Genomic DNA, 17,393 nt, shown 5'->3' with positions numbered 1-17,393 from the left:
TTTTGTGAAAGATCTTGCCCATATGAAAAATCTGATTGCTGAGACGTTTATTAGTTGTTCATCAAAGATTAGCTTCGCAAGAAAATGGATTGAAACGTTTCTGAAAAATAAGTTAAAAATGTTAAGTTAACAACTATAATTTCAGGTTGAAATTAAGCAGGTAATTATCTTTACTATAATCATGCAATTCTTTCAAGGAATCTTCATTAACCTCTTGAGATATATTGAATACTACTAAATCCTCTAGACGGAAAGAAAAACTGATCGCATCGCCATATGTATCTTTCAGAGAAGTGATGTGTTCTAACTTAATTCTCTTAATTGATTCATGATTTAGCTCGTCATCATATGAAATGGATTCTAGCTCTTCCCTTTCAATCCATGTGTCGGGTTCTATCTGGAGAACATTTCCAAAATCCAGCAAAGGTTTTGTTAAATTATTAAACCTCTGCATGTTGTTCATTTGATCTCCTTCCATTCTTTTGTATGGATAATGACTTCATAATAAACTGGTTCCCCCGGCGGCTCCTTACGCTCTGCTGATTGAAGTATATTATCAATTCCATCTTCTGCTATTTGATATGTTATTCTTAATTTATTAGCTCCGCGGTATGACCGTTTTTTAACGAGAGTCGTTGCAAATTCAGTATCAAGATCAAATTCGATATCGGGTATTTTATGTGAAACTTCTTCTTTAATTGTCTTTTTATGATCTTCAGAGAAAGGTAATCCGTCTACCCAGGTTTCAACATTAATATGGGTGCATTGAATAGCAACACGAATTGCTTGATCCAATAATTCGTTTTGTTGTGGTCCCAGTTTATCATACAGTTTGTTTTTAGCATTTATTAGCCCTGAATAAAGTTTTTCTGTTCTGTTTTTATCGTCAAACTTCGGCTTAGCACCAAGAAAATCTTTCACAAAAAACTTTGCAACTTCTTCTCCACGTTTTTGCCTATCAAGCAATATCATGTCATAATCAGGTCGTGGGTCAAGGCTTCGGATAAATGCACATTTCTGAAGCTTTTCCCCTGTTGTAGGCATTACATCTTTTTCTATTGTGTAACCAACATATGTTTTACCATCTGCATCTTCTTTGGTTTCATGGCGGAAAACTTCAGAAGGTTCAATATTTAAAAACGCTAAATATCTGGTGTAGTCTTCAGCGTCTTCAGTATTTTTAACTCGATAAAAACACACTGCTAAATCACAAGGATTGATTCTCCTATCTTCTGCAATAATATCATATAATTTCTCAGCTAATCTCACTGATCCATCTACTAACGTAGTATTGCCTTCTAATAAATCATTACAAATTCCAGATACAAGATTTTGATCAACCGCCTCAAAACTTGCAGCTTTTGCAGTAGGATCCTTTAATGAATTCTTAATATGACCTATAAAATAATCAACAAGCAGGGGGTTATTTTCAAGTGGTATCGTACGTTCTGATAGAACCTTCCCCTCAATTTTTCTAGGGTTGAGGATGTGGACAATCAATTCATCAAGTATAATATTAGTTGCATCTCTCATGTTATCAATCTCATGTTACATAGTACGTAGTCAGATCTACCTTCTATTAAGCGTCAACAAAATACAAATGCTGCCTGTCAGGACAGTACATGTGCATCCGGATCTTCAGCAGCTGGACGATATCGCAGCAGTATTGCTCGAGGACACCGAACTTTTCCCGCAGTATTTTGCAGAGCTCATTAGTGGTAATGCCGTTGTAGACATGATTTGACAGCTCATGAAGGACTGATGCGGCCAGTTCTTCTGGGGAGCAGGTGTCAGTTACATCAGCAGACGTTACCCATGATATCTTCCGATCACCCAAGAAGACGATTCTGTGGTGCACTTTGACATAGTGGAAGGATTTTTCTCCACATACATAGCAAGGTGTTTTGATGTACATTCATTCTCACCGGTTCCTAACCAACGAATCTTCAATAATTGCTATTTCCTCTGTTGTCATCCCGTAAAGCTCATAAACAAGTCTGTCAATCTCAGCACTCTTTGCACTTATACGACGGTGAATCATCTCTTTTTCATTGCCAAGCTTTGTATTGTCTAGCTTTTTTTGCAGCTCAAGCATTTGTTCGACCAGGAACACAATCTTGTCATGCTTGGCTACATCTTCGGGATTTGAAGGGTCAATGGTGCAGACTGGAATGTGCTTGATGAATCTTGCTTCACAACTAAACCAGCCGCCACGCATCTTTGTCGAAAATTGCTGCAAAAAACAATTCGTCAGCTTACTGTTCAGCAAACCTAAGATAAAGTTCTGTGAATAACCTTTTTCAATAAGTATGCCGTAGCCCCCAGAAGCGCCACCTGTAAAGAAAATCTCTCCAGTCTCATCAATGGAAAATGATACTTGAGATACCAAATCCGGAGTGAATATTTTCGGTAACTGCATGACATCTAAAGCCTTTGGGTATACATATCCATACCATTTTGCTCCTTTCATCTTTCCATTTTCTCTATTCTCAAGATATTTCTTATTCTCAAGTAAATAGTGCCAAGTTAGCGGATATTTCTCTATTATTACTGATTCTGGCATCAGTCCATTCTTACCATCTGGTTTCTCTGCATAGGGAAAGAGAATCAATCTGTTGGTGGTGGATAAACGGTATCTTTTACTGTCACCACCTTTAACCAACGGATGAAGTAAATCTGATTCCATCCAATATTCAGCTTCTTTTTCTGGCGAGTATATCTTTACTTTGCCATCCTGCCTGGTGACTTCTTCAACAATGTATATTTTATCTGCGCTGGTCTTAACGCCCTGAAAAATTCGATATGTAACATCCTCTAGTTTTAAGGGGAATTCTTGTAATCGCCTGTATAAGTCCCCTCCTTCTCCAACTAGGAAATTCCAATCATCTCCTGTAACGTCGCCAGAAGAAATCTCGCCTTGAATTGTTCTTCCAGAAGATTTCCAATCATCTAAATCCTCAACACTCTCGAAGATGAATGTATCCTGTTCCTTTGCCGTCAGAAATAGAAGACATGTGTAGGTTGTGGCATTTGCAAATACCTGCTGATGACCAAAATGAACTATTGAACGAATATACTTACCGTTATCAATCAATTCACGAAGCGGCTTACCATATTGAGCATTGAAAAACTTATGAGGGAGAATATACCCTAAAAGGCCATCGTCATTTAAAAGTGAAAGGCCTTTCTCTACAAATACCACATATATGTCATAGTTACCTTTACTTGCAGATTTATACAATTTTTTGTAAAACTCAACTTCAATGGGTGCCCATTCCTTCATCGCTTGAATTCTAATATATGGGGGATTTCCGATAACCGCATCAAAACCCCCCTCATCAAACACATCTGAGAATTCCTGATACCAGTCAAACGCATTAACTCTGTAAAAATCTTCATCACTCTCAAATGTCATCTGGCCGTTTGAATATATATCAGGACCAATAAGGGAATTTCCGCATTTAATATTCTCATGGAGCGACGGGAGCACCCTTTCATGCGTAATAGTAAGCTGCTTGGAGATGCGCTCTTTCTTTTCACCTTCAAGGACCTTCAGAAGCAAGGAGAGCTTTGTAACTTCAACCGCCTGCTGGTCGATGTCCACGCCATAGATATTGTTTAGCAGAATCCTTTTCTTCTCATCAGAAGTAAGCCGCCAGTCATCCTCACTCGCTTGGTATATAGGGAAATAATAATCGCTCCCTGCAGACCTTGCTTCCCTCTTTTCTTTTTTAGTCCTTCCCTTTTTCTTCGTGGCAGGTTTTATTGGTAAAAGTTTTTTGATATCTTTATCAGCAGCACTTTTCCCACTGTTCAATAACGGCACGAGATTGTTCATGTACCAATCCACATGCCAATCGAGGAGATACTGATATGCGCCAATTAAAAAAGAGCCGGATCCACAAGCTGGATCTACTATAGTTATATCTGATACTTCTGTCGGCGTCTTGCTTTTTACGACCTCTCCGACTGTGTTCTTTACAATATAGTCCACGATGTAAGTAGGAGTATAGAAAACACCACCGGCTTTCTTGACCTCGGGCTTCTCTTCTATCTTTGCCTGGTGGGATGCGGTGAGCCGGATAACTTTACCCAGGAACTGCTCGTAAACCTGTCCTAAGATATCAGCAGGAATAACAGAGAACACATAAGGAGATTCGGGGTAGTAAAGTCTGCCTATAATATGTTTGAGGGTTCTATCATCAATCTCAAGAGACGTTGTAAGAATGTCTGGCTCATCCATGCCATCCTCATTTCTGAAATGAAAAATCCCAGAATTATACTTGTCATCCGCATCAAGGAAGAGATTGATTAGGTTTTTGTAAACATCCTTCCCCTCAGCTCTCTTTTTTAACTGCTCGTATTCCTCAATACCACGATCCTCACATATCCTCAAAAATATAAGCCTATCAATAATTTTTTGTACAGCAAGGTTTAATTCACGCACAGACAGACTTGTATTTCTAATTGCGATGTTTCTGGCGAGTTCATCGCGCCAGCCTTCAATCTCTGCCAAGAAAGCATCATCTATTCCGGCTGTCCCCTTCCCTCCTTTCTTCTGAACAAGGCTGTCGGCAAGGTCATCAAATCTGCCTGTAAAAATTGCCTTTTTTGAATATTTAGACTCTATCTCATCCCATTTTTCTATATAGTCCTTGTAAGTGTAATATTCGATACGCCCCAAAGAAGACTTGTCTTTAGGCGAGGGTTTCTTTGTACAGTCATAGACAATGAATTCCTCGAAGTCCGTCAGAATGCTTATAGGCAGTTTGGCGCTCCATGCATACCGGCGTAGCTGATAGGCGGGTTCTGGATTCTCTTTTAGATTTACTGCCGGCTTCTTTGCTTCAACAAAGAACTTCCTCGATCCCCCAATCCTGAAAGAATAGTCTGGAGCCTTTGTCTTGCCGCCGACTTTTACAGCATCCTCGTGGATCACTTCTTTATATCGTTCATCGTATGCCTGGGTATTGTCCACATCCCACCCCAATGCCTTAAAAAGCGGGTCAATGAATTCTCTTCTTACTTGTGTTTCGTTGTAAGAAGGAGAAGTGTATTTGCTGTAGTACTGATTAAATCGTTCTACAAGTTCCGTTATTGCTGGGGGGACGGGCATATTATCACATCAAAAAAATCACGGTTTTTTGTATCTTCTTTGTTCTCATCACGCTGGGATTGTGTTGTATAACTATACGTACAACTTACTGTTATTATTGGTCAATGTATCTTCTTTTATTCGACAGTTCGCATTGCAGCAAACTATTCTTGACTTTGATGAAATGAAAAAATTATTCGATTATATCGTCTACAATGACAATAGGTTTTTTACTTCCCGGGGATGCTAGGACTGGTTTTATCAGTTTGAGCTTGATCTCGCACAGTTCTTTCCGTTCCAACAGGAGTCTTTTTTCTCGCATTAGGTCATATACAACGTTATCGTTGATAGCCCGTGCAATCCTTTCATCCAACTCCTTTATTTCGGCGTTCACTGAAGCCAAATCCTCTATAATCTCGTCCAAATCCTCGAACTCACAATTAAGAGTTTGCTCCATGGTGAATCTGTCCTTTTTTAAGTCTATTCAATAATATCATCAACGATAATCGGTCGATTGCCGTTCTTCTTAGACTCTTTCATGTGCGCGGCATCAGTCGGAGTGAACGCTTCCATGATAACCGATCTGATTAGGGCACGTCCATCGGTACTCTCGAGATAGCTGTCGATAGATTCTTTCACATCCAAGCATATATGTGACGCAGTGACATTGTCATGTTCCACCCAGTCTTGCTCATAGATAGATCTAATCACTTGCTGCCCCTCTTTGGTTTGATTCAAAACCATAACTATTTTTGCACCAATATTCTCACCTGGAAGCTCATGCCTAACGATAAATTCTGTCAATGCAACAGATATCACATCGGAGACTGAACTGAACGGGCCATCATCTGCAAGCCTTTTAGCTTTCGTTATTTGATAATCATTAAGTGAGACGGATATCACTTTTGATTTCCGCTGTTGAGTGGAGTTAGACGATTTCATATTACTTATGTAGTCGTATTGTAGTCTCTTTTTATATAATATCCTATTACGATAGAATTACAATCGTACGGCAAGTTTTAAATATAGAACATACGTACATATGAATTACAACTGTAATGGTACAAACATGACTAACAACCGTCCTACAAGTTTCCGATTACCGCCCGCTGACAAAGCTGAACTGAGACAAATCGCCGATGCCGGATTTTACAACAATTTTGCAGAGGCGCACAGGGATGCAGTCAGAAAGGGCATTCTAGCAATCAAAAAAGAAAGAGGAATATGAAATGCAAAAAAGAAAGACAGAGGTCAAGGCTTTTTCAATGGACAAGATAACCCAGGACAATCTCGAATACATCCTGGGTTCGCATTACTGCAACCAGCTCGGATGCAGTGCACTGATCAGTGCCATGATCAACGAGAAGGCTGCAGAGCTGAGGTTTGTCGAAAAAATACAGGCAATGGGTCAGGAAATCTCTATTCCCCAAGGTTGGTTTGGTGGATCTGCCGGCACTGTATCGGTAATGAGGTGATCTCAAAATGATTTCCGATGAGATACGAGAAGAAGCCAGGGAGTTCCTGCAACGTCACCCCTACACCACCCGCATGCTGGAAAGAGGAGACGAGTTCTGCAGGAGAACTATACACAATATAAAGGTAGCTGCGGGGGTTGAGGAGTAAATGACCGACGTTGATACTGAGTTCATCGCCATGCAGCAACTCAAGCAAGTCATGACCGAAGAGCTAGGTCCATACAAAACCCGGATGCAGGAGCTCGAGGCAAAGATGAGAGAGATCATGGACCCTTATGTGGAAAAGATACAGGCCCATGAAGAGAACATCCGCAATGCGGTTCTGATGCAGGAGAAATCCTACAAAGGTGATTTCGGCAAAGACACCTTCAAGAAGGGATATCCTCGCTACACATGGGATAACAAGGCCATGGAAGGATATGTAGCTGCCGGGCATGAGGAACTGCTGCAGTTCAGGAAGAAAACTTTCGTGAAGCTAAGTGTAACCATCGAGGTGCTCTGATGGCATCCGGAAGAAGCAGAGGACATGGTCCTGTCGTAGGCTCATTCCGTGGAGATGCCAAGTATTGGATGGACATAGCTGGTGATGAGCGCAGGCTCAATCATGCGATGGATACAGCTAGGGCAGCTATTGGCCAGGTATCCAACTGCATCGAGTGCTACCGCCTGACCATGAAATGCCATGAAGCAGCTGTAACTGTCAAACTCGGTGCTAGATCCTATTGGAGGTGCACCAGCTGCGGACATGAGATCACCAGAGAGATCTCCCCGGAACAGATGGCCAGGTACTATCAGGAAGATGCCTGCAATGCGAGCGGTTCCCAGGAGGTCAGCTTATGAACTCCGTGCTTTCTGAACAACTCACCTGTCCGGTTTTCCGCCATGGCATGGAGAAAGTCCAAGACAAAATGTCCCTGGGTGAAGTGCGCAGGATGAAGGCAGGCATCGAGCATAGGATAGCGACACTGCTCTCAGATTTCGAGCAACATACCGGATGCACTGTATGTGATGTTGGATTCTGGCACAACGAGTTCAGTGAAGGTGTCTCCCGGGTGGAGATCAGGGTGGAATTGAGATGATCGGGCTGAGAGATCGCAAGTGCTGCCCTGAATGTGGTAGTCTCTGAATCGAGCGACATATCCGGAAGATGAGGTATGTCTGCACCAAGTGCCGGACTTTCTTCCATGTGCCAGCCAAGTGCATGACATCAGATATACCGTATCCGAAAAACAAGGTTCCAATATCACAATGATTCGAGGGTGCAGTAACCTCCGCTGCACTCTATGTTTGCCACACTGGCGCAATGGAAGCGCGGCTGGCCTGTAACCAGCTGGTTGGGAGTTCGAGTCTCTCGTGTGGCTTCGAGGCTAGCCGTCCGATGATACGGTGTGTATCGCAGGTCAACCTTCAGACAAGTGTAGAGAAATGTTATTGACGGCGGGGAAAGACCCGCAAACAGTCCCATGGTCTAGAGGCAATGATTCCAGCCTTTGAAGCTGGAGATTTCGGTTCGATTCCGAATGGGACCATAGCCCGCAGCGGTCTTTTTTCAAAGACCAAACAGAACCAACCCACAATAACCCCCACACCGTTGCGGGCGACTAATAACAAAAAAGAGGTAAGCAAAGTGCAAAAATGCGAAACGAGTGTCGAGGTCACTATTGACCTGAACAAGATTCCCACTGGCGTAATGCGCCGGTCAATTGAACCGTGGAAAGACTACGACGATAATGACGTGGACTCCTTTTTGAAATACGTGGGCCGGAAAGTACAGAACTGTCCGTCCCAGAACTGCACTGTAGTTATCTATGGTGTTGCACCCACAGAGGTCGCGATGAGGCTGGGGGCATACCTTCACAGCATCACTGACAACGTGGTACACTCCAGGGAGTTCTTTGGTAGGAAGATCGTTTTCCAGAACGGCGAGGTGATCTGATGGGAGAAATGCCGTTAATGCACCTGCAGTATGTAGTGCCCGTTTCTGAGCAACGTATCACCTATACCCAAACATATGAGATCCGCACGAAGGTAGGTGCAGAGATCGATTCAAAAGGTAACATCAAACCGGCTGCACAGGTGGAAATAACCCGCAAGCTGGAGAACGGGGAAGAGGTGTACACGCTCATCCACGCCGACATGGCCAGAGGCCTTGAAGAGGTCCAGGCTGCAATCAACGCGGTCCTGAAGAGAGGTGGTCAGTGATGGCAGATCTTGACAAAACAACACTGGTACCCATTCTTGAAATGATGGGATACAAAACTCTCAACAAGACTGATATTTGGAAGAAACCCAGCGACGACCCTAAGGAGTTTGTGTTCTGGGCTGTCGATTTCAAGAACGGCGATGTGTTCAAGTGGGTAGAAGATCACCGCGAGTATGACGCCCCGGATGACCCCATATTCGTTGAGCTCAAGAACCTGGTTGGAAGCATAAGTGTTGGTGAACCCATTCCGGAAAGTACTCCCTCTAACGCCGACCAAAGCAAAGAGAAAGAGTATGGCAAGGAAGAGTCCACCAGTGAAGAAAAGGCATCACCAGCATATCAAAATAACGATACTCAGCCTGCAGCAAAGCCAGAAGAAAAGCCTCCTCAGCCATCGCCTGCAGCTGACAAGAAATCCACTCCTCTCCTGGACCTCATCCATCAATACACAGGAAATGACGTCCTTGAGGTGTTCGGAGACACTGGATCAGGAAAGTCTAAGTTTGCCATGACAGTGGCCAGAGAAGCAATTGCTTCGGGGAAGAAAGTATTCTATCTGGACACTGAAAGGAACCTCACTGAGGCAGATGTCAAAGACCTGAAGGGATGTGAGTACAAGTACACTCCGATCATCGATGAGATCGACAAGATTGTACAGAACCTTCCGAAAGTGGATGTTGTTGTCATTGACTCGATAGGCTTCCCTGTCCTGACCACTTTTGCCAGGATGTCGGTGAAGCAAAAAGGCGATGCTCTCCTGAAGCTCATCGCCATCTTTGGAGATCTCAAGAGCTGGGCCTACAGGAACAATGGTATTGTAGTGGTCACCAACCAGCCAGAGTCTGAGTTCAACAAGGACAAAGACCATATCCTGCGGCCCTTTGGAGACAAGAGCCAGTTTGCAGCCAAGGAGATCTGGAAGACTGAGATCGTGGACCGCAAGCCCGCATATACCAACATCCGGATCAGTGCTTTCCGGAGCAGATCTGTAGGCCATCGTACCAAGATTGCAGACATGAAGATCACCGGCAATGGGGTGGAGGTGAGCGCATGAACGCAAAAGAACTTGCTACACTCCTCGACGGCATTGAATACACCGGTGTGACAAAAGAACATGCTGCAATTGCCAAAGAAAACGGCCTTGTGATAGTCTACGGTGCATCCGATGACATTGTGGTTTTCGAGGGTGCGATATACGACGATGTCAGCTGTTTCTGTGGCGGCAAGGCCCATCTGGACAGCACTGGATTGATCAACAATCTATGTGACGATGACCGGTGCCCGTACTTCCAGGCAGAGCGGGATAAAGGAGTTGTTATTCAAGCCATCTGGCACGACAAAGGAAATCCCTGCTGGACATACGGGACCAAGATCCCTCATGAAACATTTGACATGATGGAAGATGATGAACTGTACTGTATCGGCATTGTGTTTACCCTGAAGGATATCCAGGAGGTGAGAAATTGAAACTAGATCGTACCTTCCTCGTTAATGAGCTTCCCAAAGTACTTGGAGATCATATCGAGGCAGTCGCTAAGGAACACATGATCGGCCTTGTGAATGACTACAACGAGACACTACAGAAGAGGGGCATGTACATTGAGTTCCAGGATCAGGAAGAACTCGTCAAGCATCTCCTGGGGTCTGCGAACATCAAGGTGAAGGTGGCTGCAGAGATGGATGAGGCAAAGCTGGATAAATGGCATGTCTATCCGATGATAGCAAATCAGCGCAGGCTGGATGACTATGACGATGCACTTGAGAGGCGCAGAAGAGCAGCAGAACAGGCAGGAGGTGATGCACAGTGACTGACCTTTCAGCCGTTGAGATCTCCCTGGAAGAGTGCAGGCGATACGTGGCCAGAGCGGAGAGGGCACTAGAAAGCCTGAAAGCGGGCAAGGACAACAACTCCTACACTGCAGCCATGAAAAAATCCTCTTCCGACCTTTCTGATGTGTTGGTGGTCGTGAGAGGGGACCACAAGGAAACAAAGAGCAGGCATCTGGTGAAACGCAATGAAACCGTTGCACAAAATGAAATCGTTGCTCCAAGCGGAACTCACCCAGACCCAAACCAGTTCCTTTGCTCTGAATGTGGTTGCCTGGTAGATCTGCACAAGATGATCTCCCCGGATCTGACAGAGGGACAGAAGGTGTGCGAGTCATGCTTCCATTCGGATGCATACAAAGCAAGAACTATCGACAAGTTCATCCAATCCCTGCCTCTCCGCACATGCTTCAAGTGTGGCCAGAAATTCCATTCTGAAAACCCATATAAGTGGAAAGGAGAAATCCACTGTGACGACTGCTTCCATATGGTGAGCCGGGAGAAGGATGAACTGCTGCCTGAACCCGAAAGAAAGCCGACAAAATACGAACCGGTTTCCGGTGCATGGAAAAACACACCAGGCACATCAAATGGACGATATCGCTGTTTGGAAGATGAAGTGATAGAGCTCGCATATGGCACATGTTCACCCGTCAAAACCTCGTGGGCCGAGATGTGGGAACTGGCCGACACCGAGAATAATCTGGCAAAGGAGATCATTCCCCTCCTAGGCGAAGCGCGTAGCACGAACCGCATTACTGCTGTCAGGTCTTTCGTGAAAGCAGTCAGAGCCGGGAAGATACCCGAATCTCCTGCAGGTGATGCATGATGTGCTGCTGGGAAAGGGTCATTGAAGCATGGAACACCCTGCACAAAACAGAGGAGGAAGATCCTGATGAGTGAATATCTTTCTACTGCAAAATGTAGACGTGTTGACTGTGACCACCTGCAGCCCGTCAAGATCGAGACCAGCAGAGGACCACGTGTGAACTGGTATTGTGATGTCACTGGTCGAATCCCTGGAAACATGGGTGAATGTCCGAAGGGGCTGGTAAAATAACCCTTGAATCGAACACTCTTGCTTCCAGGAACGGCAAGACCATCGAAAAATCAATTGCCTTATACATGGGTGTACCTCTCGATGGCCAACCAGTAGACGCAACACTTGATGGGAAGCCGCTTGAGATCAAGTCCTGCCAGCAATACATTACTGACGTTGGAAGCCACAAGAGCAGAAGGTCAGGCAGGTTCGTGTTCAACGAGGAACAGCATGAGTACCTCCTGAAGAACAATGGAATCTATGCTCTTGTGGTCCGGATGGGGGATATTGTCATTCATACCCGGCTTAGGAAAGCCAGCTTGATTTCTGGGATTAGTGGAAGAGCTTCTGTGAAACCATGGCCTGGGGTGATACTGTGACTATCGCCTGCAAATGGTCAATTGTCCACCTAATGAATCGCATCTACCAGGCAGCCGGCCTCGGTGAATTCACATCAGCTGAACTGAAACTAGGTCCATGTATATCACCCACACTCAAAGCAGCACACGACAGAGGGCTGCTGACAGTTGTGAAAAAAGACCCGATGGGCAATACATGGCGTATCAATGAGAGCATGATGGATGTCTGGAGGATTCATTGATGAGCCGCATGAAACACAATACAAAACAGTGGCTCAATGTGGTATATGGGAGGGTCGGTACACGGCCCTTCCTAATCAGTGACCTCAGCCGTGACCTCAACAACCTCGGTGCGATACGTGATGCACATCTGCTTGGGCACATTGACAAGGTTGGAAGAGGAAGAGGGAATCGGTCACTGTGGGTTATTGTCCCAGGGAATGTCAAGCAGTGGGTTGTGGAAGAGGTGCCGGTGTGAAACAGCATTACACCGTCAGCGAAGCAGCTCTCGCGCTGAACACGACTCCTGAGAAGATACGCAATATGATCGGATTAGAAGATATCAGGACCGTGGATATCTCCGGGAGCTGGAAGAGGATCCCACGGTCAGAAATAACACGGCTCAGAAAAACGGAGGGGATACCATTGTCCCTGCAATAAGTGAAATGTACCTTTCTCCCCTTTGCCCCCGACGCAACGGGATACTAAGCGAATGTCTTGCAGCCGGCAACGGTCTTGTCTGCCTGGATTGTGGACGGACATTCTTCATGACCGAAGGACAAACGCAAGCTGAGGGTGCATATGAGCCGTGAGATAATCGAAGACATCAAGTCGAAGATAGACATTGTGGACCTCATAGGTGAAACTATCACCCTAAAGAAAGTCGGAAACACATACAGGGGGGCAACACTGGCTTCTTCGAAGTCCGGAGCATCCCTGATAGTGGACCCCAAGAACCAGGTCTACAACAACTTTGCCGAGGAGGACGGTGGGGATGTCTTCAACTGGATAGCGTATCGGGAAGGCCTTGACATCAAGTCAGATTTTCCCAAAATCATCGAGATCGCTGCAGAGAAGGCTGGAGTAATCCTTGAAAACCAGCGATCCGAAGACCTCGGCGAGAAGGCCATCCTATACCCGTTCCTTAGGACAGCTGCAGGATACTATCACACTCAGCTGACACCTGGGTGCAGGGAGTATATCCACAAGAAGTGGGGCATCGACGACAAAATGATCGATCAGCTCATGATAGGTTGGGCCTCGGAGAACTGCCATCTTCAGAAGGAGATGGAAGATCTCTTTCCTCTGGACGTCATGCAGATGTCCGGCCTCTTCCACGTGGACAGCAATGGCCGGATGCGGGATATCTTCCGAGGGAGAATAATATTCCCCTACTGGAAGGGTGAGAAGGTCGTCTACTTCATCGGCAGGGACCCGAATCCAACCGGAAATAACCCCAAGTACTTCAAGCAGCTGGTTCACTCCGAAACGAGGCCACATGTCAGTGAGATCATTGACAACTCTGTTTTCTACGGCGAGGATTCTATCAGGAAAGCCGACTCGGTCATAATAACCGAGGGCGTGACAGACTGCATCAAGGTCCTCCAGGAAGGTTTGGCGTGTATATCCCCGGTCACTGTCCGGATCAAGGACGAACAGAAGGAGTATGTCTACCAGCTGGTCAGGAACAAAAAAGAGGTCATAGTCTGCAATGACAACGAGGACAACGAGACCGGAAGGAAAGGCGCGATCGCAACAGCTGAGTACCTTGAGTCAAAGGGCGTTCCTGTCAGGGTCATCGAACTGCCAAGGCCCGAAGGCGTGGACAAGATCGACCTGGCAGAATACCTGCAGACCCACACAAAGGACGATTTCCTCAATCTCGAATCGAATAATGTGTGGAAGATCAAGCTTCATGCACAGCATGTGCCAGATGGGAGCCTGGAAAAGACAAGGGCCGTGAAGAGGTTCATACTCAATGACCTAAAGCAGATGGATCCGTCTAACAGGGAGATTTTCATAAAGAACGAGGTGAGGGAATACTTCGGGCTCTCAAAGCAGGACATCAACACGATAATCAAAAGCATCGAATGGGGAGATGCTCCGGAAATAATAGACGAGGATATGGAGTTTTTCACAAAGGGGGGCAAACTCAGGGTCAAGAAGCTCGGAGAATACACACTGTCACTTGCCAGGTTCATCACCTTCGAGGATACCAAGAGCATATATGTGTACCACAATGGAGTATATGTTCCCCAGGGCGAGGACCTCATCGCAAGGATAGTACAAAACTCGTTAGGAGACACGTCAAAGAAACACCACATAGCCGAAATAGTCAATTACGTACAGCTGGAAACGCTCATACCCAGGTCGAAGATCAACCACGATACCAAAAAGATCAACCTTTTGAATGGATTGTACAACCTTGAAACCGGAGAGCTGGAGCCACACTCGCCCGATTATCTCTCCATTGTGCAGCTGCCTATAACATACGACCCAGACGCTACATGTCCCGCAGTCGAGAAGTTCGTCTCAGAGGTCTTGGAAGAACAATACAGGCCAGTGATCTATGAGATACTAGGGTACTGCATGATACCCGACACCAGGATAGAAAAATCGGTCATGTTCCTTGGGAAGGGGGCCAATGGAAAGTCGGTCATGCTCTCGATGTTCGGTGAGTTCCTGGGAGCACATAACACAAGTGCAGAATCGCTGCATATGCTCGAAAAGGATCCTTACTCTCTTGCAGAGCTGTATGGAAAGCTGGCCAACATATTCCCGGACCTCGCGTCAGGCACACTGTACGAGAACAGCACCTTCAAGATGCTCACAGGCAACGAGAAGGAGATAAGGGCACAGAGAAAGTTCGAACATCCTTTCAAGTTCAAGAACACAGCGAGGTTAATATTCAGCGCCAATGACCTACCACCTGTTCCCGGGAACGACTTTGCATACTTCCGCAGATGGATACTGCTGAAATTTCCCTATACATTCGAAGGGAAGAAAGCCGATAAGAACCTTTTGTCGAAGATCACCACACCCGATGAGATATCCGGCCTATTCAATGTCTGTGTGGTGGCACTCCGGGCCCTGCTGCAAAGAGGAGAGTACAGTTATGACCTATCAACCGAGGAGGTCCAGAAGATGTATAGGATCAACTCTGACCCGGTGGCGGCCTTCGCGGATGAGTGCGTCGTCTACTCTGATGGGGATACTCTCAAGTCCAGGATGTTCAACGAGTACATAGTTTGGTGTCAATCCAACAATGTTGAACCATCCGCAGAGAATATTTTTGGTAAGAGATTTAAGAAACTTGGATATGTTGAGAGCCGGGAGAGTACCGGTAATCGCAGAAGAACCTGGCAGAACTGTTCATTTAGACAATCCGTCCGGGTTGACAAAAATAACCCGGACGTCAAAAACCGAGATGAAGAGAGCAATCCGTCCGGGTGTCCAAGTTCAAAGCCTCATTGTAGTAATATGCAATCTAATTGTAATATTGAAAATGAAAATAATAATTACGTATATACGTACAATAGGGAAAAAACCTGGGTAACCCGGACGGATTCGGATAAAGACGGTCTACAGCAATCGAATTTATCCCGTCCGGGTAAAATAGAGAACCCGGACGTAACCCGGACGGATACAAAACCTAAACTTTCCTTGGGTCAAAAAATGGACTTTCTAAGGGAAGTGTGTCGAAAAACAGACGACATAAAAGAGGTCACTAGTGTTTGTCATGCAGCCGGTATCCATGAAGTATGTGAAATATTCGATAGAATGAAGCAATCGGGGGAATTGATGATGCTGACTCCTAACAAGTTCAGGTGGGTGGGAACATGACCTTCACCCCAGTATCCCGTCTCTGTATCTATTGCAAGGAGAGGGTCTACATAACAAAGCCTGTAGATAAGGTCAGCTGCACCAGGTGTGGCGAAGTGATGAAGGTTGTCGTAGGAAGGACTGTACGGTTGTCAAGGATCCCCGTCGATCTAAGCGAGGAAGCCTCAAATTTGCCCGTGGCGGCAAAAGCTCATGGAAGTCGGAGGATACTAGGCGCCGGGCAGGAAAAGATCGAACACACGCAAAAAACCAATATTTCCAACACTAAAAAAAGAGGATGAACATGCAGGTACAGAACAAACCAATAGCTGACCTAAAACCTTTCGTGAAGAATCCTAAGAAACACCCTGAAAATCAGCTGAGCATGCTAAAGAAATCAATGCGGGAGTTTGGCTGGACCAATCCCATCCTCATTGCATCAGACAATATGGTCGTAGCAGGCCATGCAAGGCTCCAGGCTGCCCTTGAGCTGGGATTTACCGAGGTTCCCGTAATAACCCTCGACCTGCCTTATGAGAAGGCCGTGGCTTACGTCATCGCTGATAACAGGCTGGCCGAACTGGCAGAAACGGACACTGAGATGCTTGCAAGACTGCTGCACGAAATCACTGATATCCCGGACTTCGACCTTGAGGCCACCGGTTACACGCTGGATGATGTTGATAGCCTGCTCGGATCGATAACACCGCTTGAGGTCGTAGAGGATGAACCACCTGAGCCACCAGAAGAGCCGGTGACAGTTCTTGGAGATATCTGGGAACTGGGAAATCACAGATTGCTCTGCGGGGACAGCACCGACCCGGACCAGGTTGCCAAGCTCATGGGTGAACAAAGGGCCGATCTGGTGTTCACTGACCCGCCCTGGAACGTCAACTACGGTGCAACGAAGAACCCACGCTGGAGGCAGAGAAGCATCCTGAACGATGCTATGGGGACAGAGGACTTCAAAGAGTTCATGATGGCAAGCTTCAGCTGCATGAACCGGTTCTCAAAGGACGGAGCTCCCACCTACGTTGTGATGTCGGCTCAGGAATGGGGAAACATGATGTTAGCGCTCAAGGAGAACAGCTACCACTGGAGCAGCACGATCATATGGGCCAAGGACAGGCTTGTCCTCTCCAGGAAGGACTATCACACCCAGTACGAGCCGATATGGTATGGCTGGAAGGACGGTGCTCCAAGGTTGTGCCAGGTGGAGGACAGGAAGCAGTCAGACGTCTGGAACTTTGACCGTCCTTCTGCATCAGAACTGCACCCCACCACAAAGCCGGTGGCCCTTGTTGCAAACGCCATCAGTAACTCATCCCGGCCGAAAGCCCTTGTGCTGGACCTGTTTGGGGGATCTGGCACGACCATGGTAGCGTCACATCAACTCAATCGTGTCTGTTACCAAGTTGAACTTGATCCTCGATATGCTGATGTCATAATTCAAAGATATGTCAATCTGACCGGCAACCGTGAACTGAAGCGCAATGGAGAGACATACACATGGGAAGAAAAAAGGGCAGCACAATAATGGCAGAAGTATCCGAGCCGCTCATCAAGCTCCTCA

At 46.0% G+C, this 17,393-nt stretch carries 25 protein-coding genes and 1 tRNA gene; 20 read left to right on the top strand and 6 right to left on the bottom strand.

The window, feature by feature from the left end:
• Positions 1–133: 133 nt before the first annotated feature.
• From Q8J68_RS09430 to Q8J68_RS09405, 6 genes are all read right to left on the bottom strand, one after another.
• Positions 134–463, bottom strand: coding sequence for a hypothetical protein (locus tag Q8J68_RS09430; protein ID WP_305311271.1), 330 nt, complete (start codon positions 461–463; stop codon positions 134–136).
• Complete coding sequence (locus tag Q8J68_RS09425; RefSeq protein ID WP_305311270.1) at positions 460–1,533, bottom strand: nucleoid-associated protein; 1,074 nt, start codon at positions 1,531–1,533, stop codon at positions 460–462. Before Q8J68_RS09425 ends, Q8J68_RS09430 begins: the two co-directional genes overlap by 4 nt.
• A 46-nt stretch (positions 1,534–1,579) precedes the next feature.
• On the bottom strand, positions 1,580–1,915 hold the full coding sequence (locus Q8J68_RS09420; protein WP_305311269.1) for a hypothetical protein: 336 nt from the start codon (positions 1,913–1,915) through the stop codon (positions 1,580–1,582).
• A 6-nt stretch (positions 1,916–1,921) separates the two neighbouring features.
• Positions 1,922–5,116 (bottom strand): N-6 DNA methylase, encoded by a 3,195-nt coding sequence (locus Q8J68_RS09415; protein WP_305311268.1) that lies wholly within the window; start codon positions 5,114–5,116, stop codon positions 1,922–1,924.
• A gap of 172 nt (positions 5,117–5,288) precedes the next feature.
• Positions 5,289–5,519, bottom strand: a complete 231-nt coding sequence (locus Q8J68_RS09410; protein ID WP_305311267.1) for a hypothetical protein — start codon at positions 5,517–5,519, stop codon at positions 5,289–5,291.
• Positions 5,520–5,575: 56 nt separating this feature from the next.
• On the bottom strand, positions 5,576–5,806 hold the full coding sequence (locus Q8J68_RS09405) for a hypothetical protein (RefSeq protein ID WP_305311266.1): 231 nt from the start codon (positions 5,804–5,806) through the stop codon (positions 5,576–5,578).
• A gap of 358 nt (positions 5,807–6,164) precedes the next feature.
• Here Q8J68_RS09405 and Q8J68_RS09400 point away from each other — a divergent pair, with 358 nt between their 5' ends.
• The 20 genes from Q8J68_RS09400 to Q8J68_RS09305 all read left to right on the top strand — a co-directional run bounded on the left by Q8J68_RS09400 (position 6,165) and on the right by Q8J68_RS09305 (position 17,357).
• On the top strand, positions 6,165–6,323 hold the full coding sequence (locus Q8J68_RS09400) for a hypothetical protein (protein WP_305311265.1): 159 nt from the start codon (positions 6,165–6,167) through the stop codon (positions 6,321–6,323).
• A 1-nt stretch (position 6,324) separates the two neighbouring features.
• Positions 6,325–6,570 carry a hypothetical protein gene (locus tag Q8J68_RS09395; protein ID WP_305311264.1) on the top strand — a complete coding sequence of 82 codons (246 nt, stop codon included), beginning with the start codon at positions 6,325–6,327 and terminating at the stop codon, positions 6,568–6,570.
• 7 nt (positions 6,571–6,577) lie between these two features.
• A complete protein-coding gene (locus Q8J68_RS09390; protein WP_305311263.1) occupies positions 6,578–6,718 on the top strand; it encodes a hypothetical protein in 141 nt (46 codons plus the stop codon).
• The gene (locus Q8J68_RS09385) at positions 6,719–7,072 is read left to right on the top strand and encodes a hypothetical protein (RefSeq protein WP_305311262.1); all 354 of its coding nucleotides are present in this window, start codon (positions 6,719–6,721) and stop codon (positions 7,070–7,072) included.
• Positions 7,072–7,410, top strand: a complete 339-nt coding sequence (locus Q8J68_RS09380) for a hypothetical protein (RefSeq protein WP_305311261.1) — start codon at positions 7,072–7,074, stop codon at positions 7,408–7,410. The genes Q8J68_RS09385 and Q8J68_RS09380 overlap by 1 nt, the downstream gene beginning before the upstream one ends.
• Positions 7,407–7,649, top strand: a complete 243-nt coding sequence (locus tag Q8J68_RS09375; protein ID WP_305311260.1) for a hypothetical protein — start codon at positions 7,407–7,409, stop codon at positions 7,647–7,649. Before Q8J68_RS09380 ends, Q8J68_RS09375 begins: the two co-directional genes overlap by 4 nt.
• A gap of 378 nt (positions 7,650–8,027) precedes the next feature.
• Positions 8,028–8,099: transfer RNA gene (locus Q8J68_RS09370), tRNA-Gln, on the top strand.
• A gap of 98 nt (positions 8,100–8,197) precedes the next feature.
• Positions 8,198–8,506, top strand: coding sequence for a hypothetical protein (locus tag Q8J68_RS09365; protein WP_305311259.1), 309 nt, complete (start codon positions 8,198–8,200; stop codon positions 8,504–8,506).
• Positions 8,506–8,772 carry a hypothetical protein gene (locus tag Q8J68_RS09360; protein WP_305311258.1) on the top strand — a complete coding sequence of 89 codons (267 nt, stop codon included), beginning with the start codon at positions 8,506–8,508 and terminating at the stop codon, positions 8,770–8,772. The genes Q8J68_RS09365 and Q8J68_RS09360 overlap by 1 nt, the downstream gene beginning before the upstream one ends.
• Positions 8,772–9,827 carry an AAA family ATPase gene (locus tag Q8J68_RS09355; RefSeq protein ID WP_305311257.1) on the top strand — a complete coding sequence of 352 codons (1,056 nt, stop codon included), beginning with the start codon at positions 8,772–8,774 and terminating at the stop codon, positions 9,825–9,827. The genes Q8J68_RS09360 and Q8J68_RS09355 overlap by 1 nt, the downstream gene beginning before the upstream one ends.
• Positions 9,824–10,240, top strand: a complete 417-nt coding sequence (locus Q8J68_RS09350) for a hypothetical protein (protein WP_305311256.1) — start codon at positions 9,824–9,826, stop codon at positions 10,238–10,240. Before Q8J68_RS09355 ends, Q8J68_RS09350 begins: the two co-directional genes overlap by 4 nt.
• Positions 10,237–10,581, top strand: a complete 345-nt coding sequence (locus tag Q8J68_RS09345) for a hypothetical protein (protein WP_305311255.1) — start codon at positions 10,237–10,239, stop codon at positions 10,579–10,581. Before Q8J68_RS09350 ends, Q8J68_RS09345 begins: the two co-directional genes overlap by 4 nt.
• Positions 10,578–11,429 (top strand): hypothetical protein, encoded by an 852-nt coding sequence (locus Q8J68_RS09340; protein ID WP_305311254.1) that lies wholly within the window; start codon positions 10,578–10,580, stop codon positions 11,427–11,429. Before Q8J68_RS09345 ends, Q8J68_RS09340 begins: the two co-directional genes overlap by 4 nt.
• Before the next feature lie 206 nt (positions 11,430–11,635).
• A complete protein-coding gene (locus Q8J68_RS09335; RefSeq protein WP_305311253.1) occupies positions 11,636–12,019 on the top strand; it encodes a hypothetical protein in 384 nt (127 codons plus the stop codon).
• Positions 11,998–12,240 carry a hypothetical protein gene (locus tag Q8J68_RS09330; RefSeq protein WP_305311252.1) on the top strand — a complete coding sequence of 81 codons (243 nt, stop codon included), beginning with the start codon at positions 11,998–12,000 and terminating at the stop codon, positions 12,238–12,240. The genes Q8J68_RS09335 and Q8J68_RS09330 overlap by 22 nt, the downstream gene beginning before the upstream one ends.
• Entirely contained in the window at positions 12,240–12,476 is a 237-nt protein-coding gene (locus tag Q8J68_RS09325) for a hypothetical protein (RefSeq protein WP_305311251.1), read from the top strand. Before Q8J68_RS09330 ends, Q8J68_RS09325 begins: the two co-directional genes overlap by 1 nt.
• Positions 12,473–12,658: a hypothetical protein gene (locus Q8J68_RS09320; protein WP_305311250.1), complete on the top strand. Its 186-nt coding sequence runs from the start codon at positions 12,473–12,475 to the stop codon at positions 12,656–12,658. The genes Q8J68_RS09325 and Q8J68_RS09320 overlap by 4 nt, the downstream gene beginning before the upstream one ends.
• Before the next feature lie 141 nt (positions 12,659–12,799).
• Positions 12,800–15,841: a phage/plasmid primase, P4 family gene (locus Q8J68_RS09315; RefSeq protein ID WP_305311249.1), complete on the top strand. Its 3,042-nt coding sequence runs from the start codon at positions 12,800–12,802 to the stop codon at positions 15,839–15,841.
• Positions 15,838–16,122: a hypothetical protein gene (locus Q8J68_RS09310; RefSeq protein WP_305311248.1), complete on the top strand. Its 285-nt coding sequence runs from the start codon at positions 15,838–15,840 to the stop codon at positions 16,120–16,122. Before Q8J68_RS09315 ends, Q8J68_RS09310 begins: the two co-directional genes overlap by 4 nt.
• A gap of 2 nt (positions 16,123–16,124) precedes the next feature.
• The gene (locus Q8J68_RS09305) at positions 16,125–17,357 is read left to right on the top strand and encodes a site-specific DNA-methyltransferase (protein ID WP_305311247.1); all 1,233 of its coding nucleotides are present in this window, start codon (positions 16,125–16,127) and stop codon (positions 17,355–17,357) included.
• Positions 17,358–17,393: the final 36 nt, after the last annotated feature.

Origin of the sequence: Methanolobus sp. (assembly GCF_030682845.1) — an archaeon.
Taxonomy (GTDB): domain Archaea; phylum Halobacteriota; class Methanosarcinia; order Methanosarcinales; family Methanosarcinaceae; genus Methanolobus.
This window is presented reverse-complemented; position numbering and strand designations above follow the sequence as displayed.